Source organism: Janthinobacterium sp. SUN176 (assembly GCF_030587335.1).
GTDB lineage: Bacteria > Pseudomonadota > Gammaproteobacteria > Burkholderiales > Burkholderiaceae_D > Janthinobacterium > Janthinobacterium kumbetense.
The window spans coordinates 366,330-390,152 of record NZ_JAPWIA010000001.1 but is presented as its reverse complement, the minus strand read 5'-3'; the positions used below and the strand labels follow the sequence as shown (position 1 = coordinate 390,152).

Sequence of the window (23,823 nt, the reverse complement as noted above, 5' to 3'; positions counted from 1 at the left end):
AACGTGAGATTGCCCGACGGGCAAGCAAATAACGCAGACAATTGCTTAAAAGCACCATATGTAAAGTAAAGGGCCACCCTCTGTGGCGGCAATGGTCTTATCGGGCTCGCGTGCCGCAATCTGGAATTCGTAACTAAGAAGCATGCTACCGGGCAACATTTCCCTTTCCGCCTTGCGCCACAGGGCCGCCATCGCCGCCGGCGACAGGTAGGCAAAGACGGCATCGTAGCGGCCGAAATCGAGCGCCTCGTAGTCGCCGCGCAGGAAGCGCGCGCGGCTGCCCGCCAGCCATGCACGCAAGCGGCTTGCCAGCCACGGCAGCGGCGCCAGCTCGATGCCGGAAAACTGCCCGTCGGGCCGGCGCCGCGCCAGGTCCAGCACCAGTCCACCCAGGCCGCTGCCGATATCGACCAGGCGCACGCCGGGACGGTCCGCGATCAGCTCGGCCACCGCCTGCCACACCTTCGGCCCCGACGGATAAAACGGCACTTGCGTGCGAAACGTCGACCAGTACAAACTCAGCAGGAAAACAAAGGCCGCCAGGAACACGGCCGGCGGCAAATCGAGCAGGCTGGCCGCCAGCAAGGCAGGCGCAAACAGCAGGCCGATGGCGCACCACCAGCGCGCCAGTCCCGCGCGCCACGTGATAAGTGCCGCCAGCACGCCCTGCACCAACGCCACGGCCGGCAACGACATGGCCACGCCGGCACGCGCCAGACCATATACCAATAGCAACATCAAGGGAAAGGCCAGCACCTGGATCAGGATGGCCTTGAGCGCGGGCGCGCGCAGGATTTGTTGCAGCATGGGACAGTCAAAGGAGGAAAACGCCAGTGTAAGCGAAAGCACCATGAAAAAACCGGAGTCCGGTCTGGCGACCGCTCCGGTTTTCACTGAGGCTATTATTCGGGCAGCTATTGAAGCAGCATCAAGCGGCGACGCCCGGCGGCGCGACAGCGGCTGCTTCATCGCGCGCCTTCTTGGTCTTGCCGGCACGCGAAGGCATGTGGCACAGGCCGCACACATAATCGGCGTTCAGGTCGAGGCAGTTGACGACAAATTTGCCGCCGCACTTGCCGCAGGGCGCCATGTCCAGCATCTTGCTGCTGAAAAAGCGCACCAGGGTCCAGGCCCGCGTCAGCGACAGCAGGGGCTCTTCACCCGCTTCGGGCGGCATCTGCTCCAGATACAGCTTATATGCCTTCATCACGGCTTCGATGCCGGTAGCGCCGGCGTGGTCGACGAGGAATTTGTGGATATTAATGAACAGCGAGGAATGGATATTCGGTTGCCAGGTGATGAACCAGTCGGTGGAAAACGGCAGCATGCCCTTGGGCGGCGAGACGCCCTTCAATTCCTTGTACAGATTCAGCAGGCGTTCGCGCGACAGCGAGACTTCGGTCTCCAGCAGTTGCAAACGGGCGCCCAGCTGTATCAATTCGATGGCCAGCTGGATTTCCTGCGCTTCCGATACGACACTTTTCTTGGCCATGCTGTGTACTCCACTACTGACTGATACTGACTGATAAGGTCGGAAACCTTAAGCGATTTCTTCGACGCCCTGGCCGGCCATCAGGATGGCAGCATGGGACTGGGCCAGCGAGCGGTCTTTATTGTAGTTCGTCAACATGCCCAGGATGGCGCTGTCGTCGAAGCGGAAGCGGGCCAGCATCATGTTGCCGCCTGCCAGTTTCAGGATCTGCGCATTGCTCATGCCCTCGATCAGTTCGGCGATTTCGGCGGCAATGCCCAAACGGAAGATGGCCGTTACTTTGTCCGCACGAATCATTTGCTGGGCCAGCATCAGGTAGCTCAGGTTAGCGTCGCGAATCTCAGCCATCATATCGTTAGCAGTCATTTCCATCTCCTCAATCCGTTGAATTCAGCTGGCGTTGTGTGTTGCCAGTGAGATACATTCTGCAGGAGCAACATTAAACGCAACAGAGGCAAAGCGCTGTATTTTTGGTCGGGAAATAGCGGATGGGATCGTAGGTGTTTGTCTGACAAACACTGCTCGATCATGGTCGCACGCCAGCAACGGCGCGGATGTGGGAGGTTGGCTCTGTGCCGGATTTGCCCGACTTTTGGCCTGTAAAAAATATCACTTTTTTACAACAACTTGATAAGAATCAAGCCTGTCTACCTAGATAACGGCTGCCTTGGCAGGAACTTTAGGGCTTTTTTGAAAAATATTTAAAAAAGCTGCATTCTTTTTCCGTCGGTTTGACGCTGTTCATGTAATCGTTGACGGCGGCGCCTGGCAAAACTTTAGGGCTATTTGAAAATATTTTTAAAAATCGTGATTTTTTCGTTGACGCCCCACAAGCTGGCATTTTTTCGCCGCCTGCCCATGCCAGGAAACACGTTTTGCGACGGGGATTTGCTACACTGCCACTTCCGCGTGATACTTTAAGCCTCAAGCAATATCATGCCATTCAGACAAGTATCAATATGAAAGCCACCATGATTTCTCGACATGACTGCAGCGCGCGCGACCTCGACGATCCCCTGGCGCGCCTGCGCCAGGAATTCGACTTGCCGCAAGGCGTGATTTACCTCGATGGCAATTCCCTGGGCGCGCGGCCGAAAGCGGCCCTGGCCCGCGCCCAGCACGTCATCACGGCCGAATGGGGCACGGACCTGATCCGCAGCTGGAATACGGCCGGCTGGTTCGACTTGCCCAAGCGCCTGGGCGACCGCCTGGCCCCGCTGCTGGGCGCCGGCACAGGCGAAGTGGTGATCACCGACACCACCTCCGTCAACCTGTTCAAGGCCCTGGCCGCCGCCCTGCAGATGCAGGCCAGCGACCCGGCGCAGGCCGCGCGACGCATCATCGTCAGCGAACGCAGCAACTTCCCCACCGATCTGTACATGGCGCAGGGCCTGGCCGCCTGGCTGGACCGCGGCTACCAGCTGCGCCTGGTCGACAGCCCCGAGGAACTGGCGCAAGCTATCGATGCCGATTGCGCCGTCGCCATGCTCACGCACGTCAACTACCGCACCGGCTACCAGCACGACATGGCCGCCATCAGCAGCCATTGCCACGCGCACGGCGCGCTGGCGCTGTGGGACCTGGCCCATTCGGCCGGCGCCGTACCGCTGGACCTGAACGGCGCCGGCGCCGACCTGGCCGTCGGCTGCACCTATAAATACCTGAACGGCGGCCCAGGCTCGCCCGCCTTCATCTGGGTGCCGGAAAAACACCAGGCGCGCTTCCGCCAGCCTTTGTCCGGCTGGTGGGGCCACGCCACGCCGTTCGCCATGGATCCGGGCTTCGCGCCCGCCGACGGCATTGCCCGCGCCCTGTGCGGCACGCAGCCGATACTCTCGCTGGCCCTGGTCGAATGCGGCCTCGACATCTTTGCGCAAACGAGCATGGAAGCCATCCGCCACAAGTCGCTGGCCCTGACGGATTTGTTCATCGCGCTGGTGGAGCAGCGCTGCGCCAGCCATCCGCTGGGCCTCGTCACGCCGCGCGAACACGCGCGGCGCGGCAGCCAGGTCAGCTTCACGCACCCGCACGGCTATGCCGTGATGCAGGCGCTGATCGCGCGCGGCGTGATCGGCGACTACCGCGAACCGGCCATCATGCGCTTCGGCTTCACGCCCCTGTATACGAGCTTTGCCGACGTATGGGATGCCGTGGACATCCTGCGCGACATCCTCGATACCCAAGCCTATGACATCGCCGCCAAGCGCGATGCGGTCACCTGAACCATCCCATGAGCGACGACAAGACTATGAACAAGGAAAACACCAGCGGCTGCCCCATGCATGCCGGCGCCCAGGACGCGCAGTGGCATGGCGCGCAGATGGATTTCAGCGAATCTATGAGCTACGGTAACTACCTGGCGCTGGACCGCATCCTCACGGCCCAGCATCCGCTGTCGCCGAACCACAACGAAATGCTGTTCATCGTGCAGCACCAGACGAGCGAATTGTGGATGAAGCTGATGCTGCACGAAATGCACGCCGTGCGCGCCAACCTGCAAAGCGGCGATTTGGCGCCCGCCTTCAAGATGCTGGCCCGCGTGGCGCGCATCATGGATCAATTGGTCCATGCCTGGGACGTGCTGGCCACCATGACGCCGCCCGAATACACGGCCATCCGCCCCTACCTGGGCGCCTCGTCCGGCTTCCAATCCTTCCAGTACCGCGAAATCGAATTCATTTTGGGGAACAAGAACGCCGCCCTGCTCAACGTGCATACGACGGCGCCGGAAACCTATGCGGTGCTCGACGCCGCCCTGCGCGCGCCCTCCGTCTACGATGAAGCCATCAAGCTGCTGGCGCGCAGCGGCTTGCCCATCTCCGCCGAACGATTGAACGCCGACTGGACCCTGCCGACCGCCTCCGACGCCTCGGTCAAGGCGGCGTGGCTGGAAGTCTACCGCGACCCGTCGAAACACTGGGCCCTGTACGAGCTGGCCGAAAAGCTGGTGGACCTGGAAACGGCCTTCCGCTTCTGGCGCTTCCGCCATGTGACGACGGTGGAGCGCATCATCGGCTTCAAGACGGGCACGGGCGGCACGGCGGGCGTGAGCTATTTGCGCAAGATGCTCGACGTGGTATTGTTCCCTGAACTGTTCGCCCTGCGCACGGAGTTATAACCTCAAGGAGCATCGATGTCGCCTCTCGTCTTGACCCTTGCCGGCCTGTGGAATTCGGGGCCGCAGCACTGGCAAACCCACTGGGAAGCGCGCCACCCGCAATGGTCGCGCGTGCCGCACGGGGAATGGCAGACGCCGGACAAGGACGCATGGGTGGCGGAGCTCGACCGCGCCATCGCCGCCTGCGAGCGCCCGCCCGTGCTGGCGGCGCACAGCCTGGCCTGCACGCTGGTGGCCCACTGGGCGGCCAGCGGCTCGCCGCACAGGATCGCCGGCGCCTTCCTCGTCGCCCCCAGCGATGTGGAAGCGCCGTCCTACCCGTCCGGCACGACGGGCTTTGCGCCGATGCCGCTGCAAGCCTTGCCGTTCCCCAGCCTGGTGGTCGCCAGCGGCGATGATCCCTACGTCAGCTTCGCGCGCGCACGCGCATTTGCCGCCGCCTGGGGCAGCGATTTCACCATGATCGGCGACGCCGGCCATATCAACGGCGACGCCGGCTACGGCCCGTGGCCGGACGGCGAGCAGCTGCTGCTGGACTTCTGCGCCGCGCACCAACCCTGACACGCAGGGCGCGCACCTGCGCACGATAGGCGCATATTTGCCCACAAGTAAGAACGCAGGCAGAATCGTGGCCTTTCCATTGCGGCGCCCCGGCGCCAGCCACTCGATGAAACGTCTGCTTCTGCCCTTGCTCCTCTGCTCCGCGCTGGCCCACGGCGCGCCCTTTTATGAAGGCAAGAGCCTCGCCCATCCCGCCATCAGCGCATCCCAGGACAGCGGCTTCGATATCGCCTTCCTCAAGGAAAAAGATGGCGTCAACGGCTATTACTGCGAGTGCAAGAGCGGCAGCGCGAAACCGATTTTTCTCGACCAGTTCGGCAATGCCGTCATCCGTTCCGTCTTCTACGCCTCGCTGGACAAGGAAACGGACGACAGCGTGCAAACCATGCTGGTGCTGTTCCGCCAGGGCGACAAGAACGGCCTGCGCGCCTACCGCTACCACCGCAGTTCCGGCAAATACCGGCGCCTCGATGGCTTGCAGCCGGCCCTGAACCGCATCGCGGCGCAAAGCGCCAGTCCCAACGCGGGCCAGGTCAAGGCCGCGCTGGCCAAGCTGGCGCCGATGGACTACAGCGTCGCCCGGGGCAAGAGCGGCAATGCGGACTTCGACGCCATCGACCATACGCAAGGCACCATCGTCGGCTACTACAGCGATGACGGCAAACCCTTGGCCGCTGGCGGCAAGGACGCCATCACCTACAAGAAAACCTTCCTGAAAAAAGGTGACCACTACCTGACGGCCAGCTACACCCTGTACAGCGACGCGGGCGCGGGCATCCTGCCCAACTACCGCCTGTGGCAAGTGACATGGGAAACGGCGCCGCGGCAGTTCACGGGCAGCGCAGACGGCCCGTCCGTCATTTACAGCCTGGCCTGGGACGACGGTTCGGTGGTCGAACGAGGCCAGTACGTGAAGGGCAAGCGCCAGGGCTTGTGGGTACGCGAAGGCATGCACGAAGGCAGCGAAAAGGGACATTTCGTCAACGGCTTGCAGGAAGGCCTGTGGCGCTTCGATTATCCAAGGCAGAGCGAGAGCGGCATGTACCGGGCCGGCAAGCGCGAAGGCCGCTGGACGGTCGTCAACTATGCCGATGCAGAGGAAGTGACGGGCTTCGACACCTACACGGGCGGCCAGCTCAATGGCCCGCACGAGCGCAGCATGGGCGGCAAGCTGCAAACGCGCGGCAACTACGTCAACGGCGCGCGCCATGGCGCGTGGATCACGGAAGACGGCGACGGCAGCTTCATCGACGGCTTGCGCGACGGGCCGTGGAAACTCAGGCTCAAGGACAAGGTCACGCAGAGCGTCACTTTTGTGCAGGGCAAAAAACAGGGCGAGGCGGTCGACACGGATGCGCAAGGCGCGCTGCGCGTGCGCGACCACTACCAGGCCGGCGTGCTCGATGGCAGCCGCACGCGCTATCTTGGCCCGGCGGGCAAGGAATACGTGGTCTACACGGCCACCTACCGCAACGGCCAACTGGATGGGCGCGAACAGGCGTTCGACGACAGCGGCAATATCCTGCGCCTCGATACCCTGTGGGACAACGGCAAGAAGCAGGGGCTGGATGCGCGCTACTACCCGAACGGCAAGCCGGAACGCCTGGCCGTCATCGATCAGGGCCGTCTGCTCACGCACCTGCGCGAATACTATGAGGACGGCCAGCTGCTCAACGACATCCACCGCTGCACCTTCAAGGAGTACGGCAGCACGCGCGACGACGTGTGCGAGTACCACCACATGTACTACCCGGACGGCAAGCCACAGTCTTACTACACCTTCCAGTACGGCCAGCGCCAGGAAGGATACGAGAACTACCCGAACGGCAAGCGCAAGGACGAACTGCTGGTCGACCGTGCCGCCGACACCTCCGTCTTCAACGTGTATTACGAAAGCGGCCAGCTCAAATGCACGGAGCCGCGCAGCGGCCACAGCACGCGCACGGTGAATGGCCAGACCATGAACAGCTACGCGTCGGCCGACCGCGACGGCGACAATATCTGCTACCACCCGAACGGCAAGGTGGCCAGCATCTACACCTTCCGCAAGCGCGTGCTCGTCGATTGCGGCAAGCGCTACGATGACACGGGCAAGCAGACGTTCCCGGGCCCGGAAGGCTGTCCGCCCCCCAGGCAGGTAACCTACCCCATAGGATTGTGACGATGACGCAAGCAGAACGGCCGCAGTGCATCCAGAACCCCGAACGCATCGACGCCGTGGCGATCCGCGCCGCCATTGCCGCTGGCAAGCAGGTGCTGGTGCAGTTCAATACCCTGGCCGAGCCGGAACCGCTGCTGGCCGACCTCGACGCCCTGGCCGCCACCTGCGGCACGGCGCTGACCATCCGCATCTACGGCTATGACCCGAGGGTGTTCGATGCCCGCATCCTGCGCGCGCTGCCGCATGTGGCCAGCCTGTCCATCGATTACCACCGGCAAGCCATCCATCTGGAAGCGCTGGGCGAACTGCGGCATCTCAAGCGCCTGAGCCTGGGCGTGTACGAACTGGCGCAAGCCGACATCCTGCAGCTGGAGAGTTTGCGCGGCCTCGAATACCTGCACCTGGGCGAGTCGGCAAAGAACAATATCGACCTGGCACCCCTGCACCACTATACGCACCTGGCCAGCCTGGTCCTCGAAGGCCACCACCAGCGCATCGACACCCTGGCCGGCCTGCCGGCGCTGCACGAGCTGTCGCTGTACCGCATCAAGAACAAGGTGCCGCTGGATTTCATCTCGGAGATGGGCCGCCTGGACAGGCTGCTGTTGCAGCTGGGCGGCCGCGAATCGCTCGCCCACATCGAGGCGCCGCTATTGAAGAAACTGGAAGTGATACGCGTGCGCGGCCTGGAAACGCTGGGCGATATCGGCCGCTTCCCCCTGCTGCAGGCGCTATGGGTGGAAGACCAGATCAAGCTGCGGCAGATCGCGCTGGGGGCCAATCCCGTGCTCGAACGCCTGAACCTGCACACCTGCAAGACGCTCGACAGCCTGCCCGGCCTCGCCACCTTGCCTGCCCTGCGCCAATTGTCGGCATCCGAGACCATGCTCGACATCGACGCATTGCTGGCGCATGGCTTGCCCGCGTCCCTGACGCATGCGCGCCTGCGCACCGGCAGGAAAACACGCGACGACGCCATCGCCGCGCAACTGGTACAACTGGGCTACGAACCGGCGCGCCCTGGCTGAAATCAGCGGCCGGCCGCCAGCTTGCGCTGCCACAGCGCCACGTCAATCATCACGCCATCCGCGCCCGTGTTGCGGATGTAGACGCGATAGCTGCCCTGTCCCATGTCGCCATCGAGGTAGGCCGTGCGCTCGTTGCGCTGCAGCCTGGCGCCCTTGGCCAGCTGGCGGTAGCGCTCCACCACCGTGTCGAAACTGGCATAGCTGCGCAGCGCCACTTCCAAATCGCGCGGCGGGCGGCCTTCGGCATGGTCCAGCACATTGTTCTGTTTCTTGCCCTTCAAGGTGAGGGGATAGGCAAACACGCCGGCGCCGGCCGACGTCAGCACCGTGGACTTATCGAGCAGCAGCGGCAGCAGCGCCGGCGGATAGGCGGGCGGCAGCTGGGCGCGGTTCCAGCCCGGCAGGGCCGGCTGCGCCAGCACATATTCGACGCTGGCGATCTTTTGCCCGTCGGCGCCCGCTTCCTTGTCGCCCGCGATCAGCGCCAGCATGGGCGGCAATTGCCGGGCCCAGGCCAGCAGGGGCGCCGCTTCGCCGACCAGCATGCCCTTGCGGTGGAACACCGTCAACACCGCGTTCGGATCGGGATTACAGACTTTCGCCAGCGGCTGGCCCTCCAGGTGGCAATGCCCGTTGACGAGGCCAAAAGCGATGATGGCGCCGCGCTTGTCGAGCAGCATGGCACCCCGTTCGCGGCCCTGCTTGCGGTCATTCATCGACGCCAGTAACTGGCGGCCGTCGGCCAGCACGGTGCGCGTGGCGTCGCGCTTTTCGCTGATCGCTTCGAGCGCCTGCGCCAGCAGCAATTCATCGTCTTCCGTGTAACTGCCGCGCGCGTAACCGAAGAAGTCGAACAGGGCGGCCCGCACCTGCGCATCGTCGCTCAGGCGCGGCAAGGGGCCGCCGGCCAGCAGGGAGGACAGGCTTTTCCCGGCTGGCGCAGAGGGCGCCGCCGTGGCGCGGGCGGGCTGGGAAAGGACGCAGGCCGCTGCCAGCAAGGCACCGCCCAGGGTACGGTAATTCGAAAAAATGATATGCATGATTCTGTCTGTCGGGGATTTGGCCGCTCTTACGGCCACGCAGGGCGCGCTGGCGATTCTAGCATGGCGCCAGCGCCCACGCCGTGCGGCTGGCGGACGGCGCATATGCCGGCGCGGCTGCTATGATGGCCGCAATGACGACACCAACCCACGCCTCGCCCCTGCTTGTCCTCCTGCCCGGCATGGATGGCACGGCCCGGCTATTCGACCGCTTTGACGCCGCCCTGCGCGCGCAGGCCGCCATCGATACCCTGGCCATCGCCTATCCGGCCGCGCCACTCGATTACGCGGCGCTGGAAGCGTTCGTGCGCGAGCGCATGCCGCAGGATCGCCCTTTCGTCGTGCTGGCCGAATCGTTTTCCGGGCCGCTGGGGGCCGCCCTGCGCGCCGATCCGCCGCCCGGCATGCGCGCCCTGATCCTGTGCTCTTCATTCGTGCGCAATCCGCGCCCGATGCTGGCGCCACTGCGCCACCTGCTCGGCCTTGTGCCCTTTGGCCCCATGCCCGGCTTCGCACTGCGCCAGGCGCTGCTGGCGCCCTGCGCCACGCCGCAACTGCAGGCGGAACTGGCGGCGGCGCTGGCGCAAGTGCCTCCCAGCGTGCTGCGCCAGCGCCTGCGCGCCGTGCTGGAAACCGACGCCTCGCGCAGCTTCGCGCGCGGCAGCCTGCCGGTGCTGTATCTGCGCGCCCGCCACGACCGCCTGGTGCCGCCGGCGAACGCCCTGCAGATACTGCGCCTGGCACCCGGCGCGCAACTGGCCGACATCGCCGCGCCGCACATGCTGCTGCAGGCAGCGCCGGAAGCGGCCGCCATCGCCGTCGCCGCCTTTGTCAACGCCCTGTCAGCCGCGCAGGTATCCGCTTAAACGCGTGCCGGCCAGCACGGCCAGCCAACTCAAGCCGCCCGCCAGCACGCTGAAGTAGATCGCCCGTAGCGGATGCTGGGGCAACAGATACGCGAGCACGGCCGCGCCCAGCAAGCCGCACAGCAGCGGCTTCACCCTGCCGGGCGGCAGCAGCGCCAGCACCAGGTTGGTACCCGCATACACGTAAAACACCAGCAGCAGGGCCAGGCCGCCGGCCACGCCGCGCGAGCCGAGGCTGCCGAACAGCTGCGTGTACAGGTAAAACCCCAGCCAGCTCAATGCGATAAACAGCAGGCAGCCCAGCGCATGCGCGCCCAGGCCCGCCATCAGCCGGATCTTCATGGCTGCTTGAGTACGGGAATGAAGCGGTGGCCGCAGGCATGGCACATGAAGGTACGCGCATATTTGTCCTGCAAGGCGGCAGCCTCCTTGTCCCAATTGGCGACGACGGTCGTTTGCGACAAGGCGATGGAGACGACGCCCCCTGCCACGAAGATCCAGAACAGGCCATTCGCGCCAGCCTGGTAAAAGACGACGGCGGCGATGACAAAAATGATCACGCCCAGCACGATCAGCCCTGCCTTCTGGTGGGTCTGCATCGTCGGCCCGGCGGCCTGGCGTGACAGCAAGGTCTGGCTGCGCGTATGCGCATGGCCGTGGATGAAATCACCATCGATCCTGCCCGACATATGGGTAGAGGTGCCGGAAATGCCGGAGGCATGCACCATGGAGAGGCGTTGAATGTTGGAACTGTCACATGCCGGGCAATGCGCCATTGCTTTTTCCATAAAATAAAATAATCGCGCACTGTAGCATAAAAAAAGCCGGCCCTTTCACGAGGAAAGGGCCGGCTTGATGACGTTTGCAGCGAGGCGATTACTTCGCCGAATTGAGCAGCAATTCGTTGAGGCGTTTCACAAAACTGGCCGGATCGGCCAGCGAACCGCCTTCGGCCAGCATGGCCTGGTCGAACAGGATGTTGGCCCAGTCGCCGAACTTGCCGCCTTCCGCATCTTCATACTTCAAGCGCGTCACCAGCGGGTGGTTCGGGTTGATTTCCAAAATCGGCTTCGATTCCGGCGCGCTCTGGCCAGCAGCTTTGAGCATGCGCAGCAGGTTGCCCGACAATTCGTTTTCATCGGCCACCAGGCAGGCTGGCGAATCGGTCAGGCGGAACGTCACGCGCACGTCCTTGGCCTTGTCGGCCAGCACGGCCTTCATCTTGCCCACCAGGTCGGCGTACGAAGTTTCCGTTTCTTCGTGCTCTTTCTTTTCCGCTTCATCTTCCAGCGCGCCCAAGTCCAGGCCGCCCTTGGCGACGGAGACCAGTTCCTTGCCTTCGAAGTCCTGGATAAACGACAGCATCCATTCATCGACACGGTCCGTCAGCAGCAGCACTTCGACGCCCTTCTTGCGGAAGATTTCCAGGTGCGGGCTGTTCTTGGCGGCGGCGTAATTGTCGGCCGTGACGTAGTAAATCTTGTCCTGGCCTTCCTTCATGCGCGCCACGTAGTCGGCGAACGAAGTGATTTGCTCGTCGCTGTCGTTGGCCGTCGAGGCAAAGCGCAGCAGCTTGGCCAGGCGCTCCTTGTTGGCCGCGTCTTCGCCGATGCCTTCCTTCAGCACCTGACCGAATTCCTTCCAGAAGACGGCGTACTTGTCCTTCTTGTCCTGCTCATCCGCGTTCGCCAGTTCTTCCAGCATGCCCAGCACGCGCTTGGTCGAGCCTTCGCGGATCACTTTCACGTCGCGCGATTCCTGCAGGATTTCGCGCGATACGTTCAGCGGCAGGTCGGCCGAGTCGATCACCCCGCGCACGAAGCGCAGGTACGTCGGCATCAGCTGCTCGGCATCGTCCATGATGAAGACGCGCTTGACGTACAGCTTGATGCCGCCGCGCTTGTTGCGGTCCCACATGTCGAACGGCGCCTTGGCCGGGATGTACAGCAGCTGCGTGTACTCGCTGCGGCCTTCCACGCGGTTGTGCGTGTGCGTGAGCGGCGACTGGAAGTCGTGCGACACGTGCTTGTAGAATTCGTCGTACTGTTCCGGCGTGATGTCGGCCTTGTTGCGGGCCCACAGGGCGCTGGCCTGGTTGACGGTTTCGAATTCGTCTTTCAGGACGGTTTCTTTTTTCTCGTCGTCCCACTCTTCCTTCTGCATCACGATCGGCAGCGAGATATGGTCCGAATATTTGCGGATGATGGACTTGATCTTCCAGCTCGACAGCAATTCGTCTTCGCCTTCGCGCAGGTGCAGGATGATGTCCGTGCCGCGGCCCGTTTTTTCGATGGTCTCGATGCTGTAATCGCCTTCGCCGGCCGATTCCCAGCGCACGCCCTCGGAGGCGTCCGCGCCGGCGCGGCGCGTTTCGACGGTGATCTTGTCGGCGACGATGAAGCCCGAATAGAAGCCCACGCCGAACTGGCCGATCAGGGCCGCGTCCTGCTGCTGGTCGCCCGACAGCTTGCCGAAGAATTCCTTGGTGCCCGACTTGGCGATGGTGCCCAGGTGCGAGATTGCCTCGTCGCGGGTCATGCCGATGCCGTTGTCGGAAATGGTGATGGTGCGCGCATCCTTGTCGAAGCTGACCTTGATCTTCAATTCGTGATCGTTGCCGTACAAGGCGTCGTTATCGATCGCTTCAAAGCGCAATTTGTCGGCCGCGTCGGACGCGTTCGAGATCAATTCGCGCAGGAAGATTTCCTTGTTCGAGTACAGGGAATGGATCATCAGGTGCAGCATTTGCTTCACTTCGGTCTGAAAACCCAGGGTTTGCTTTTCGGAGACAGCCATTTTTACCTCATAGTCTTGTGGATGGGACGGATTCTACGGAGTTGGGGATGGTACAAGCGATTTCAAGAGCCCCAGCCGAATGTCCTGCAATGTCCAGTTTACCCCAGTGCGCGGTCGAAAAACGCCCAGATGCGCTCGTCCTGCACCGTGGCCAGGTTCAGGCGCATGCGGGTCGACGGCAGCTGGCGCGGCGAAAACAGGCTGCCCGGCGCCAGCACCAGGCCCTTGGCCAGCGCCTTTTCGGCCAGTACATTCGTGTCGCAGCCCGCATCGGCCCATACGAACATGCCCGCCGACGCCGGGTCGAAGCGCAAGCCCGCCTGCTCGACCTTGCGGTACGTGCCCTCGCGCACCTTGTCGAGCCGCGCGCGCAGGCGCTCCGCATGCTTACGGTACAGCCCCTGCGAGAGGATTTTATACACCACGCGCTCGCCGATGTCGCTGGTGGTGAGCGTTGCCAGCATCTTGCGGTCGGCCAGGCGCTGCGCCCGCTCCTGTGAGGTGGCGATGAAGCCCACGCGCAGGTTCGCCGCCAGGCTCTTGGAAAAGCCGCCCAGGTAAATCACGCGGCGCAGCTGGTCCAGCGCGGCCAGGCGGGTGGCCGGCTGCACCGCGCCGCCCGGGTGCATGTCGCAATAAATGTCATCCTCGACGATGAGGAAATCGTGCTGTTCGGCCAGGCGCAGCACCTGGAAAGCCTTGGCCGCCGACAGCGACGTCGAACTGGGATTGTGCAGCACCGAATTGATCACGTACAGCCTGGGACGGTGCAGCGCCGCCAGCTCGGCCAGCACGGCGATATCGGGACCGTCGGCCAGGCGCGGGATGCCGATGACATTCATGCCCATGGCGGCAAAAGCGCCGAACATCAGCCAATACGCGGGATCGTCGACGAAAATCGTTTCGCCAGGGCGGGCAAACTCGCGCGCCACCAGGTCCAGCGCCTGCATCACGCCCACCGTGGTGACGATCTGCTCGGGCGGACAGGCGATTTCCAGCCCCGCCAGCTTCAGCTGCAACTGCTGGCGCAGCGGCAGGAAACCCTGCGGCGCGCCGTAGCCCAGCAGCAAACTGCCGGGCTGGCGGCTGACGTCGCGCAAGGCGCGCGCCACCAGGTCGCCATCGAGCCACTCGGCGGGCAGCATGCCGGAGCCTGGCGCGGGGATGGCCGGCGTCTGGCGGAACATGTTACGGATCAGCCACACCACGTCCATCGGCTGCGCCGCCGCATCCTGCGCGCCAGCGGGCGGCAAGGGGGTGTTCAACGGCGAGCGCTCGCACACGAAAAAGCCGGCGCCGCGCCGCGATTCCAGGTAGCCGCGCGCCACCAGCTTGTCGTAGCTGGCCACCACCGTGGCGCACGACACGCTCAGGCTGGCGGCGCACTGGCGGATCGACGGCATGCGCGCACCGCCGCGCAGCAGCTTGTCGTCGATGCGCGCCGCCAGCGAGCGCACGATCTGGTCGATCAGGGTTTCGCCCGAGACGCGCGACAGCAAAGGGAGTGTATTGCTCATATGACCATCACAGTATGTGAAATTATGCGTGGAAGTGTATTTGTACTGTATTGCTATTGCCCCCTAGGATAGCAGTATCGGGCAGTTTAATCCATGCCAATACCTTGTCACGCCAGCCTCGGGAATCCCATGCCTTCGCACACCAGCACCATCGTTTCCAACCATCCACCGCGCCTCGGCGCCGACCGCACCGGCCTGTTGCTGGGCTTGATCGCCGTCGCCCTCTTCAGCCTGACCCTGCCTTTTACGCGGCTGGCGGTGGCTGAACTCGATCCCACCTTCGTCGCCCTGGGCCGCGCCCTGGTGGCCGCCGTCCTGGCCGGACTGTGGCTATGGCAGCAGCGCGCGCCTATGCCGCGCCGCGAACAATGGCTGCCGCTGGCGCTCGTGTCGCTGGGCTGCGTGCTGGGCTTCCCCTGGCTGACGTCGATCGCCATGCGCAGCCTGCCCGCCTCGCACGGCGCCGTGCTGGTGGGCATCCTGCCGCTGGCCACCGCCGTGTTTGCCGTATTACGCGGCAAGGAGCGCCCATCGCCGGGCTTCTGGCTGATGGCCCTGCTCGGCACGGCGCTGGTGGTGGCCTTCGCGCTGCGCCAGGGCGGCGGCAGCTTCCACCTGGCCGACTGGCTGATCTTTGCCGCCGTACTGCTGGCCGCACTCGGCTATGCCGAAGGCGGGCGCCTGGCGCAAGCCATGCCGGGCCAGCATGTGATTTCCTGGGCGCTGCTGCTGGCCGTGCCATTTGTCTTGCCCGTGGTGCTGTGGAACGCCTGGCCGCAGCGCGCGCTGATGGCGCAGGCCAGCAGCGCGGCCTGGCTGGGCTTTGCCTATATTTCCGTGTTTTCCATGTTTATCGGTTTCTTTTTCTGGTACCGGGGCATGGCGCTGGGCGGCGTGGCACGCGTGGGACAGACGCAGTTGCTGCAGCCTTTCCTCACCCTGCTGGGCGCGGCGCTGCTGCTGCACGAACCCCTGACGGGTGAAAGCCTGCTGTTTGCGGGCGCCGTGATCGCCGTGGTGGGGATCGGGCGCAAGCTGAAGTAACGCTCCTTGACGCCCATTTGCAACGCCGTTGCGCGTGCGGATGGGCAGAGCGGCGTGCAAGCCGTACAATACCGCAGCACCATGGCGACGCCTATCCGGCGCCGCTTGCGCACGCACCGCCACAAGCGGGCCAACAAATCCAGCCGGCGCAGCTCGGCATCTTCTGTGAGACTCGTATGAAAATTGAAAATCCGAATCCGATCCAATGGCGCTTTGCCGAACGCGCGGAACAGCTGCAAAGCTCGTTCATCCGCGAAATCCTGAAGATCACGCAGCGTCCCGAGATCATCTCGTTTGCCGGCGGCCTGCCCTCGCCCGCCACCTTCCCCGTGGAAGAAATGAAGACCGCCTTCGACAAGGTCCTGTCGAACAATGGCAAGGTCGCCCTGCAATACGGCCCCACCGACGGCTACCTGCCGCTGCGCCAGTGGATCGCCGATTCCCTGTCCGCCAACGGCAGCACCATCATGCCGGAACAGGTGCTGATGACGTCCGGCTCGCAGCAGGCACTGGACTTGCTGGGCAAGGTCCTGATCGACGAAGGCAGCAAGGTATTGGTGGAAACCCCCAGCTACCTGGGCGCCCTGCAGGCGTTTTCCGTCTACCGTCCCGAATTCGTTTCCGTCGATACCGATGACGAAGGCCTGGTGCCGTCGTCGGTCAACCCCGTCGCCGATGGCGCGCGCCTGCTGTACGCGCTGCCGAACTTCCAGAACCCGACGGGCCGCAGCCTGTCCGTGGCGCGCCGCGTGGAACTGGTGGAAACCTGCGCCCGCCACGGCCTGCCGCTGATTGAAGATGATCCGTACGGCGCCCTGAGCTACAGCGGCGAGCCGTATCCGAAGATGATCAACATGAATCCGGACGGCGTGATCTACATGGGCTCGTTCTCGAAAGTGCTCACGCCCGGCATCCGCCTCGGCTACGTGGTGGCGCCGATGCCGCTGGTGCGCCGCCTGGAACTGGCCAAGCAGGCGGCCGACCTGCACACGTCGCAACTGACGCAGATGGTCGTGCATGAAGTGATCAAGGATGGCTTCCTGGACCGGCATATCCCCAGCATCCGCAGCCTGTACGGCAACCAGTGCCAGGCCATGCTGTCGGCGCTGGAAGAGCACTTCCCGGCCGGCGTCACGTGGACCAAGCCTGAAGGCGGCATGTTCATCTGGGTTACCCTGCCGAAGCACATCGATGCGATGCAACTGCTCGATGAAGCCATCGCCAACAAGGTCGCCTTCGTGCCGGGCGCGCCGTTCTACGCCAACACGCCGGAAACGCACACCTTGCGCCTGTCGTTCGTGACGGTGCCGCCGGAACGCATCCGTGTAGGCATCGCGATCCTCGGCAAACTGATCGCCGCAAAAATGTAATCGCACTCCCCACGCCCCGCCTGCCGCGGGGCGTGTCCCAGCTGTCCCTGCTCCAGGGGGCACGCGTCTTTTTCGCCCAAAAACCGCCTTCACGATAGCAATTGCGTGTATTTATTTTTAAAAATAGCATAAAAATAATATTTTACCGCCTCGCGCAACGTCGATTTTTTTACCCAAAAAATTGGCAAGGCGGTATGATTTGACCGCTGTCGCAGATTTGAACCCGGTCAGCATCACCGAAAGTGCAGCAATCGCTGGCATCGCAAAGTACATCGAGAAGGCCGGAAGCAATGAGTCCAGGCAGTGTGGAGCATTCCCAGCGGCGCGAGGCCGCCATTTTGATTGTCGACGATGCGCCGGCCAACCTTGAGCTGCTGCGCAAACTGATGAGCGAGCAAGGCTATCAAACCTATGTCGCCACGTCCGGCGAACGGGCGCTGGCGATCGCCCAGCGCGCCCACCCCGACCTGATCCTGCTCGACGTGCTGATGCCGGACATGGACGGCATCGAAACGTGCCGCCGCCTCAAGCAGCACCCGCTGACGCAGGGCATCCCCGTCATCTTCATGAGCGCCAAGACGGAAACGGATGACGTGGTGGCCGGCTTCGACTGCGGCGCCGTCGATTACATCAGCAAGCCGCTGCGCATGGCCGAAGTGTGCGCGCGCGTGCGCGCCCAGCTGCAAATCCGCAGCAACAATGAAACCCAGCAGGAACAGGCCGAGCGCCTGCGCACCATCGTCAACAACATGGCCGAGGGCTTGCTGATCATCGAAGCCGATGGCCGCATCCAGTACACCAATCCGGCCTGCGATCAGTACCTGGGCTACCGCGAAAACGAACTGGCCGGGCGCTCCATCGGCGAGTTGCTCAGCCCCCTGGTGACGCAGGAATACCTCGATTACTTCGCCATGCACGCGGCCAATCCGGAAAAAGCGCACAACCATGGCACGCGCGAAGTGGCGATCCGCCACCGCAACGGCGAGGCGCTGAGCATGGACCTGACCCTGACGCCCATGTATCTGCGCCAGCCCCTGTATATCGGCCTGCTGCACGACATCACGCACCACAAGCAGTCGGAAGACGCCTTGCAGCGCGCCGCCTATCTCGACCCGCTGACGCAGATCGCCAACCGCCGGCATTTCGACAGTTTCCTGGAAAAGGAATGGCAGCGCGCCGTGCGCGGCGGCGGCGTCCTGTCGCTGGTGGTGCTCGATGTCGACCACTTCAAGCTGTACAACGATAGCCTGGGCCATCCGGCCGGCGACAGCTGCCTGCAGCAGGTGGCGCAAGCCATCGCCTCGCACGCCGCACGCCCCGGCGACCTGGCGGCCCGCTACGGCGGCGAGGAATTCGTCCTGCTGTTCGCCGACACGGATGCCGAAGGCGCCCTGCACCTGGCCGCAGCCATCCGCGCGCACATCGAGGCGCTGCAGCTGCCGCACCCGCGATCGATCACCTCGCCGTGGATCACCGTCAGCATCGGCGTGGCGACCATCCGCCCGCACCAGCTGGACGACCGCGAAGCGCTGTTCGTCGCCGCCGACCGCGCCCTGTACGTGGCCAAGGAAGGGGGCCGCAACCAGGTGCGCGTCACGCAATCGGGCAGCGCGGCCTGGGAAACGGTCAAGGCGCTCGTCCTGCGCTAGCCGTTCACTTTTCAGGATAGCCGGTGATGTCGGCGATTTCGCGGTACAGGGGCTGCAGCCGCGCATACATCTTGCGGTACACGCGCCGGTACAGTTTTTCATAGACCTTGCTGTGCCCGGGATCCGGCTCGAATACCTTGCCCTTGCGCGTCATGGCTTGCACGGCGGCGGGAAAGTCCGCATGCCAGCCCAGGCCCACGCTAGCGGCGATGGCCGCGCCCAGGCCCGAACTTTCATACACGTGGGCGCGCGCGGCGGGCAAGCCGAAGATGTCGGCCGTCAGCTGCATGGCCGCATCGCTTTGCGAACCGCCGCCCGCGATGCGCAGCTCCGTGATGGCGATGCCGCTGCGTTGCTCGATGCGCTCCTTGCCTTCGCGCAGCGCATATGCGAGACCTTCAAGGATGGCGCGATAGATGTGTGCGCGCGTGTGCACGTCGCCAAAGCCGATCATGGCGCCCTTCGCTTCCGGTCCCGGCACCTTGATGCCGGGACTCCAGTACGGCTGCAGCATCAGGCCCATGGAGCCGGGCGGCACGGCCTCGACCAGGCGGTCGAACAGCGCTTCGGCGGACAAGCCCGTGCCATCTTCGGCCGCCGCCGCCCGTTCGCGGTCGCCGAACTGCTCCTTGAACCAGTTGACCATCCAGTAGCCGCGGAATATCTGCACTTCCGTGCTGTAGGCGCCCGGCATGGCGGCCGGATACGGCGGAATGAAGCGCGTCACTTCCACATACTTGCGGTTGGTCGTGTTGATGGTGGCCGTGGTGCCGTAGCTGAGGCACGCCACGTGCGGTTCGACGCAGCCGGCGCCCAGCACCTCGCACGCCTTGTCGGCGGCGGCCGCCAGCAAGGGCGTGCCTTCCAGGATGCCCGTCGCCGCAGCGGCGGATGCCGTGATGGCACCCATGCGCGTGCCCGGCGTTACCAGCTCGGGCAGCATGGCGCGTCGAATCGCCAGCGCCTGCCATTTCCAGTCGAAGCGCCCGGCCCAGGCGTGGCGCTTGTAGTCGAAGGGAATATACGCCACTTGCGAGCCCGTCGAATCGATATACTTTCCGCAGAGCCGGTGGTTCAGAAAACCCGACAGCAGCAGGAATTTGTGCGTGCGGCGCCAGATGTCGGGCTGGTGCGCGCTGATCCAGTTGATCTCGGCCTCGCGGCGGAAGTAGCGTATCGTGCCGTCGAGGCGCGTGGCGCGGAAGGCGGCGCGCCACCATGGCGCCAGCCGGGGAATGTCGCGCGTGCTGCGCTGGTCCAGCCAGGTGATGGCGGGCCGCAATGGTGCGCCATGTTCATCCACGTTGACCACCGTGCCGCGCTGCGTGGTGACGGCCACGCCGGCCACCGAGGATTTGGCTATGTCCGTGCCGCGCCACAGCTGCTGGCACGCTTCGCATACGGCTTGCCAGTAGCCGTCGGCGTCGTGCTCGGCCCAGCCGGGGTGGTCGGAGTAATACGCTTCCAGGAAGACTTGCGCCTTGGCCGCCAGCTTGCCGTCGCGGTCGAACAGCAGCGCGCGCACGCTTTGCGTGCCATTGTCGATGGAGAGGATGTACGGACCATCGTCCGCCAGGGAAGCCATGGCTTATGCCACGCTGGCCAGCGCGGCGCGCAGCGCCTGCAGCAGCGCCTGCGGATCCTTGTCTGGCTGCGCGCTGAACACGGGCGCGTCCCAGTCCTGTCCCCGCACGGCCACCACGCGCAAGCGTCCCTGCGCATTCCAGGCCGGATACCAGCCCACGTCGACGATGTCGCCATTCGCGCACGTGATTTGCAGCAGGTCCTCGCCCAGGTCGTCGACGAGGACGTCCACGCTCTGGCGCAAGTCCAGCGGCGACAGGCTGTCATAGGTGATGCGGGCGTCGCCCAGCGCCAGGGGCTGGCCAAACAGGGTAGTTTCGATGATGCTCTCCTCTTTTATGTTTTTATCGCTGCTTTTATCATTGCGTCATTCGCCTTGCGGCACGCTGTAATGGCGGCGCCACAGGGCCAGGTAGCGCTGCTGTTCGTCCTCCCAGCGTGCGTCGTCCCAGCCCAGTTCCTGCTGGCAGATGGCGCGCAGGCGCGGCATGATAGCAAGCGCGCCGCCGGCCAGCTGCAAACCGAGGCGCGTGCGCCGCAGCAGCAAGTCGTCCAGGTGCTGCACGTCCTCGTTGCGCGCGCCCCAGCGCAGCTGCGCCCATAAAGTCTGCGTGCCGGGAACCGGCGCCAGTTCGCCCTCCTGCGCCGCATCGCACAGCGCCTGTGCGGCCGCGCCATGACGGCCCAGCAGGCGTGCGCGCTGCTCGCCATCGAGCGCCAACGCCTTGCCCGACAAGGGCGGCGACGGGTCAAAGATCGGCAAGGGGCGCAAATCCGCCTGCCAGCCCGGCAGCAGCGGTGCGGCGCGGCGCAATGCGTCCAGGGCGATCACGCGAAACGTCGTCAATTTGCCGCCCGCCACCGTCAGCAAGCCGTTTTCCAGCCATAGCGCATGTTCGCGCGCTTCCTTCGACGGGTCAAGCTGGCCGCTGTCGATCACGGGGCGCACGCCGGCAAACGTGGCCAGCACATCGTCTTCGCCCAGCGCCAGCTGCGGGAACTGCCAGCGCAACGCCGCCAGCAGATAATCGAGTTCGCCGCGCGTGATGGCCGGCTCCAGGTCCAGGCTGGCGCCATGGTCGACATCGGTGGTGCCCACCAGGGTCACGCCCTCCCAGGGATACGCAAACACGGGGCGGCCATCGCGCGGGTGCATCAGGCTGACGGCTTGCGCCAGCGGCAGGCGCCAGGCCGGCAGCAGCAGATGGCTGCCGCGCAGGGGCCGCAGTTTCGGCTGCTCTCCCACCTGGCCGCGCAAGCCGTCGGCCCAGGCGCCCGTGGCGCTGATCACCAGGCGCGCGCGCACAGTAAGTGCCCTGCCATCGACCGCATCGTTCAAGGTGGCGCCGGCGACCTTGCCATCGTCACGCAGCAACGAGTCCACGCCCAGGTAATTGACGGCCACGCCGCCATGGCGGCGCGCCTCCTGCAGCACGCGCAGCACCAGGCGCGCATCGTCCGTCTTGGCGTCCTGGTACAGCATGCCGCCCCGCAGCCCATCGCGGTTGACATGCGGCGCCAGCATGGCGAAATCCGCCGCATCGACATAGCGGCGCGCGCGCCGGCCCGCCATCACGTCATAGATGGCCAGGCCCAGCATGAACTGGCGCCGCCCCGGCTTCCGGCCCGTGTAATCGCCAAAGGCAAAGCCCTGCGGCTCGACCAGCCCCGCCGCATCCGTCAGCAAGGCTTGCCGCTCATGCACCGATTCGCGCGTCAGCGCGAACTGTCCCTGCTTCAGGTAGCGCAAGCCGCCGTGCACCAGCTTCGAGGAGCGGCTCGACGTGCCCCAGGCGAAATCGCGCTGCTCCACCAGCAGCGCCGTCAAGCCGCGCCGCGCCGCTTCCAGCAGGATGCCGGCGCCCGTGATGCCGCCGCCGACGATCAAGATGTCCCACTCGCGCGCCAGGAGGCCAGGCAGCTCCGCCCTGTTCACAATCGGTCTCCAAGGTCAGGCAGCAGTTTGCCGGGATTCATCATGCCCTGCGGGTCGAACTGGCGCAGCAACGCGCGCATGGCCGCGATGCCCAGCTCTCCCTTTTCCGCCGCCAGCCACGGCGCGTGATCGGTGCCCACGCCATGCTGGTGGCTGATGGTGCCGCCGTTGGCGACGATGGCAGCGCTGGCCGCGTTTTTCAGGCTGCGCCAGCGCGCCATGTTTTCCTCGAAGGTGGGCGCCAGCCGATAGACATACGTGGTGTAGACGCTGGCGCCCTGCGCGTACACGTGCGACAAATGCGTGTACGCATGCACCTGCTCGCCGTGCTGCGCCAGCGCTTTGGTGCCCGCCTGCTCCAGCGCCGCCATCATGTGCGCCACGCGCGGCCAGTCGACGGCCGTTTCCACCGTGTCGATCACGTAGCCGTGTTCCCACGCGCCGTTGCGCAGGTAGACGTTGCGAAAGCGCCCCTGCTTCCATTTATCGCCCATGTGCCGTCCCACGTGCACGCCCTTGTGCCGCCGCGCCAGCGCCAAGGCCCCGCGCAGGGCCGCGCGCGCCGGCCCGGCTTCGCCGCTGACGCCCAGCATCAGCATGCACTTGCCTTCGCCGCAGCCGCGCAGCGACAGATAGCGCTCCAGCAGTCCCACCAGCTTCTTGTGCCCGGCCAGGGTCAGCATGGTCTGCGTTTCCAGCGCATTCGACAGGCGCAGCATGCACAAGGACAGCCGCGACTGGGCCAGCGCCCGCACGGCCGCTTGCGCCTGACCCCAGTCGGCGAAAAACACGGCGTGGAACGCTTCATAAGGGGGCAGCGGCGAGACGCGCACCGTCGCCTGCGTCACGATGCCCAGCCGGCCCTCGGAGCCGAGCACCATTTCGCGCAGGTCGATGCCGGCCGCCGAAGCTGGAAAGGTGGGAATGCTCAAGGTACCGGCCGGCGTTTCCACTTCGCCGCCCGCGAACAATTGCTCGATGCGGCCATAGCGCAGCGATTGCTGGCCCGACGAGCGCGTGGCGATCCAGCCGCCCAAGGTCGAATACTCGAACGATTGCGGATAGTGGCCCAGGGTGTAGCCATGCGCGCGCAACTGCGCTTCCAGGTCGGGGCCATACACGCCCGCGCCGAACGTGGCCAGCTGCGCTTCGCGGTCCAGGTGGCCCAGCGCGCACAGGCGCGCGAGGCTGAGCGCCAGCACGGGGCGCGGCCCCGCCGCCACCGTCAAATGCCCGGCCACGCTGGTGCCGCCGCCGTGGGGAATCACGGCCACGCAGGCCTGGCGCGCATACGCGAGCAGCTGGCGCACCTGCAGCGCGCTGTCGGGAAAGGCCACGCCATCAGGCACGGCGCCGATGCGGCCATGGCGTAATTTAAACCAGTCGGGCAGGCTTTGACCGAGCGCATGGCGCACGCGCGTGGCAGGCTGGGTGTCGATCAGCGGATGCGGCGCCAGGCGCGAAGCGGGCACTTGCGCGCAGGCGTCGTCGAAGGTGGCGTCGACGATGGCGCTGCCCGGCCCCAGGCGCTCGCCCAGGAAGGCCAGCGCGTCCTCGCTCAGCGCATACGTGATGCTCTCGTCTCCCCATCCATTCCAGCGTTGCATCGACATCCCCTGTGTTCGGCCAGTTGCGCGCCACGGCGGCTTGCTATACTGTTC

The 23,823-nt window shown here is 64.8% G+C and carries 21 protein-coding genes; 9 read left to right on the top strand and 12 right to left on the bottom strand.

What is annotated here, in order from left to right; genetic code table 11:
- Positions 1-45: 45 nt before the first annotated feature.
- The 3 genes from O3299_RS01860 to flhD all read right to left on the bottom strand — a co-directional run bounded on the left by O3299_RS01860 (position 46) and on the right by flhD (position 1,858).
- Positions 46-807: a class I SAM-dependent methyltransferase gene (locus O3299_RS01860; protein ID WP_305053398.1), complete on the bottom strand. Its 762-nt coding sequence runs from the start codon at positions 805-807 to the stop codon at positions 46-48.
- 121 nt (positions 808-928) lie between these two features.
- Positions 929-1,492, bottom strand: coding sequence for a flagellar transcriptional regulator FlhC (flhC, locus tag O3299_RS01855; RefSeq protein WP_099664754.1), 564 nt, complete (start codon positions 1,490-1,492; stop codon positions 929-931).
- 48 nt (positions 1,493-1,540) lie between these two features.
- The gene (gene flhD, locus O3299_RS01850; protein WP_034758381.1) at positions 1,541-1,858 is read right to left on the bottom strand and encodes a flagellar transcriptional regulator FlhD; all 318 of its coding nucleotides are present in this window, start codon (positions 1,856-1,858) and stop codon (positions 1,541-1,543) included.
- A gap of 605 nt (positions 1,859-2,463) precedes the next feature.
- Between flhD and kynU the strand changes: the two genes are divergently transcribed.
- The 5 genes from kynU to O3299_RS01825 all read left to right on the top strand — a co-directional run bounded on the left by kynU (position 2,464) and on the right by O3299_RS01825 (position 8,360).
- Positions 2,464-3,714 (top strand): kynureninase, encoded by a 1,251-nt coding sequence (kynU, locus tag O3299_RS01845; RefSeq protein WP_305053399.1) that lies wholly within the window; start codon positions 2,464-2,466, stop codon positions 3,712-3,714.
- A gap of 8 nt (positions 3,715-3,722) precedes the next feature.
- On the top strand, positions 3,723-4,610 hold the full coding sequence (gene kynA, locus O3299_RS01840; protein WP_099664756.1) for a tryptophan 2,3-dioxygenase: 888 nt from the start codon (positions 3,723-3,725) through the stop codon (positions 4,608-4,610).
- Positions 4,611-4,625: 15 nt separating this feature from the next.
- A complete protein-coding gene (locus O3299_RS01835; RefSeq protein WP_305053400.1) occupies positions 4,626-5,171 on the top strand; it encodes an alpha/beta hydrolase in 546 nt (181 codons plus the stop codon).
- Positions 5,172-5,277: 106 nt separating this feature from the next.
- Positions 5,278-7,332, top strand: coding sequence for a toxin-antitoxin system YwqK family antitoxin (locus O3299_RS01830; protein ID WP_305061371.1), 2,055 nt, complete (start codon positions 5,278-5,280; stop codon positions 7,330-7,332).
- Positions 7,333-7,334: 2 nt separating this feature from the next.
- Positions 7,335-8,360, top strand: coding sequence for a hypothetical protein (locus O3299_RS01825; RefSeq protein WP_305053402.1), 1,026 nt, complete (start codon positions 7,335-7,337; stop codon positions 8,358-8,360).
- A gap of 2 nt (positions 8,361-8,362) precedes the next feature.
- Here the strand turns inward: O3299_RS01825 and O3299_RS01820 are convergent, their stop codons facing one another.
- On the bottom strand, positions 8,363-9,400 hold the full coding sequence (locus O3299_RS01820; protein WP_305061370.1) for a hypothetical protein: 1,038 nt from the start codon (positions 9,398-9,400) through the stop codon (positions 8,363-8,365).
- Positions 9,401-9,534: 134 nt separating this feature from the next.
- Between O3299_RS01820 and O3299_RS01815 the strand changes: the two genes are divergently transcribed.
- On the top strand, positions 9,535-10,266 hold the full coding sequence (locus O3299_RS01815) for an alpha/beta fold hydrolase (protein WP_305061369.1): 732 nt from the start codon (positions 9,535-9,537) through the stop codon (positions 10,264-10,266).
- Here O3299_RS01815 and O3299_RS01810 read toward each other — a convergent pair.
- The 4 genes from O3299_RS01810 to O3299_RS01795 all read right to left on the bottom strand — a co-directional run bounded on the left by O3299_RS01810 (position 10,243) and on the right by O3299_RS01795 (position 14,579).
- Complete coding sequence (locus O3299_RS01810) at positions 10,243-10,608, bottom strand: hypothetical protein (RefSeq protein ID WP_099664761.1); 366 nt, start codon at positions 10,606-10,608, stop codon at positions 10,243-10,245. The genes O3299_RS01815 and O3299_RS01810 overlap by 24 nt on opposite strands.
- Complete coding sequence (locus tag O3299_RS01805; RefSeq protein WP_305061368.1) at positions 10,605-10,994, bottom strand: hypothetical protein; 390 nt, start codon at positions 10,992-10,994, stop codon at positions 10,605-10,607. The genes O3299_RS01810 and O3299_RS01805 overlap by 4 nt, the downstream gene beginning before the upstream one ends.
- 148 nt (positions 10,995-11,142) lie before the next feature.
- Positions 11,143-13,062: a molecular chaperone HtpG gene (gene htpG / locus O3299_RS01800; RefSeq protein ID WP_305061367.1), complete on the bottom strand. Its 1,920-nt coding sequence runs from the start codon at positions 13,060-13,062 to the stop codon at positions 11,143-11,145.
- Between the two features lie 98 nt (positions 13,063-13,160).
- Positions 13,161-14,579: a PLP-dependent aminotransferase family protein gene (locus O3299_RS01795; protein ID WP_305061366.1), complete on the bottom strand. Its 1,419-nt coding sequence runs from the start codon at positions 14,577-14,579 to the stop codon at positions 13,161-13,163.
- Positions 14,580-14,708: 129 nt separating this feature from the next.
- Between O3299_RS01795 and O3299_RS01790 the strand changes: the two genes are divergently transcribed.
- The 3 genes from O3299_RS01790 (at position 14,709) to O3299_RS01780 (ending at position 18,642) form a co-directional block, all read left to right on the top strand.
- Positions 14,709-15,623 (top strand): DMT family transporter, encoded by a 915-nt coding sequence (locus O3299_RS01790; protein ID WP_099664765.1) that lies wholly within the window; start codon positions 14,709-14,711, stop codon positions 15,621-15,623.
- Between the two features lie 176 nt (positions 15,624-15,799).
- A complete protein-coding gene (locus O3299_RS01785; protein WP_099664766.1) occupies positions 15,800-16,993 on the top strand; it encodes a PLP-dependent aminotransferase family protein in 1,194 nt (397 codons plus the stop codon).
- Positions 16,994-17,283: 290 nt separating this feature from the next.
- Positions 17,284-18,642 carry a diguanylate cyclase domain-containing protein gene (locus tag O3299_RS01780; protein ID WP_099664767.1) on the top strand — a complete coding sequence of 453 codons (1,359 nt, stop codon included), beginning with the start codon at positions 17,284-17,286 and terminating at the stop codon, positions 18,640-18,642.
- A 4-nt stretch (positions 18,643-18,646) separates the two neighbouring features.
- On the opposite strand, the gene O3299_RS01775 is transcribed toward O3299_RS01780, so the two are convergent.
- The 4 genes from O3299_RS01775 to O3299_RS01760 form a co-directional block, all read right to left on the bottom strand.
- The gene (locus O3299_RS01775; RefSeq protein WP_305061365.1) at positions 18,647-20,227 is read right to left on the bottom strand and encodes an FGGY-family carbohydrate kinase; all 1,581 of its coding nucleotides are present in this window, start codon (positions 20,225-20,227) and stop codon (positions 18,647-18,649) included.
- Positions 20,228-20,230: 3 nt separating this feature from the next.
- Positions 20,231-20,458, bottom strand: coding sequence for a hypothetical protein (locus O3299_RS01770; protein WP_305061364.1), 228 nt, complete (start codon positions 20,456-20,458; stop codon positions 20,231-20,233).
- A 135-nt stretch (positions 20,459-20,593) separates the two neighbouring features.
- Positions 20,594-22,162, bottom strand: a complete 1,569-nt coding sequence (locus O3299_RS01765) for a glycerol-3-phosphate dehydrogenase/oxidase (RefSeq protein WP_305061363.1) — start codon at positions 22,160-22,162, stop codon at positions 20,594-20,596.
- On the bottom strand, positions 22,159-23,769 hold the full coding sequence (locus O3299_RS01760) for an FAD-binding oxidoreductase (RefSeq protein WP_305053411.1): 1,611 nt from the start codon (positions 23,767-23,769) through the stop codon (positions 22,159-22,161). Before O3299_RS01760 ends, O3299_RS01765 begins: the two co-directional genes overlap by 4 nt.
- Positions 23,770-23,823: the final 54 nt, after the last annotated feature.

What these genes read in the sequence shown, in the direction of transcription:
- O3299_RS01805 (WP_305061368.1), bottom strand. Translation starts at nt 10,994, where the DNA reads ATGGTGCATGCCTCCGGCATTTCCGGCACCTCTACCCATATGTCGGGC.
- flhD (WP_034758381.1), bottom strand. Translation starts at nt 1,858, where the DNA reads ATGACTGCTAACGATATGATGGCTGAGATTCGCGACGCTAACCTGAGC.
- O3299_RS01815 (WP_305061369.1), top strand. Translation starts at nt 9,535, where the DNA reads ATGACGACACCAACCCACGCCTCGCCCCTGCTTGTCCTCCTGCCCGGC.
- O3299_RS01820 (WP_305061370.1), bottom strand. Translation starts at nt 9,400, where the DNA reads ATGCATATCATTTTTTCGAATTACCGTACCCTGGGCGGTGCCTTGCTG.
- O3299_RS01825 (WP_305053402.1), top strand. Translation starts at nt 7,335, where the DNA reads ATGACGCAAGCAGAACGGCCGCAGTGCATCCAGAACCCCGAACGCATC.
- O3299_RS01760 (WP_305053411.1), bottom strand. Translation starts at nt 23,769, where the DNA reads ATGCAACGCTGGAATGGATGGGGAGACGAGAGCATCACGTATGCGCTG.
- O3299_RS01790 (WP_099664765.1), top strand. Translation starts at nt 14,709, where the DNA reads ATGCCTTCGCACACCAGCACCATCGTTTCCAACCATCCACCGCGCCTC.
- O3299_RS01830 (WP_305061371.1), top strand. Translation starts at nt 5,278, where the DNA reads ATGAAACGTCTGCTTCTGCCCTTGCTCCTCTGCTCCGCGCTGGCCCAC.
- kynA (WP_099664756.1), top strand. Translation starts at nt 3,723, where the DNA reads ATGAGCGACGACAAGACTATGAACAAGGAAAACACCAGCGGCTGCCCC.
- O3299_RS01810 (WP_099664761.1), bottom strand. Translation starts at nt 10,608, where the DNA reads ATGAAGATCCGGCTGATGGCGGGCCTGGGCGCGCATGCGCTGGGCTGC.
- O3299_RS01835 (WP_305053400.1), top strand. Translation starts at nt 4,626, where the DNA reads ATGTCGCCTCTCGTCTTGACCCTTGCCGGCCTGTGGAATTCGGGGCCG.
- htpG (WP_305061367.1), bottom strand. Translation starts at nt 13,062, where the DNA reads ATGGCTGTCTCCGAAAAGCAAACCCTGGGTTTTCAGACCGAAGTGAAG.
- flhC (WP_099664754.1), bottom strand. Translation starts at nt 1,492, where the DNA reads ATGGCCAAGAAAAGTGTCGTATCGGAAGCGCAGGAAATCCAGCTGGCC.
- O3299_RS01860 (WP_305053398.1), bottom strand. Translation starts at nt 807, where the DNA reads ATGCTGCAACAAATCCTGCGCGCGCCCGCGCTCAAGGCCATCCTGATC.
- O3299_RS01795 (WP_305061366.1), bottom strand. Translation starts at nt 14,579, where the DNA reads ATGAGCAATACACTCCCTTTGCTGTCGCGCGTCTCGGGCGAAACCCTG.
- O3299_RS01780 (WP_099664767.1), top strand. Translation starts at nt 17,284, where the DNA reads ATGAGTCCAGGCAGTGTGGAGCATTCCCAGCGGCGCGAGGCCGCCATT.
- O3299_RS01785 (WP_099664766.1), top strand. Translation starts at nt 15,800, where the DNA reads ATGAAAATTGAAAATCCGAATCCGATCCAATGGCGCTTTGCCGAACGC.
- O3299_RS01775 (WP_305061365.1), bottom strand. Translation starts at nt 20,227, where the DNA reads ATGGCTTCCCTGGCGGACGATGGTCCGTACATCCTCTCCATCGACAAT.
- kynU (WP_305053399.1), top strand. Translation starts at nt 2,464, where the DNA reads ATGATTTCTCGACATGACTGCAGCGCGCGCGACCTCGACGATCCCCTG.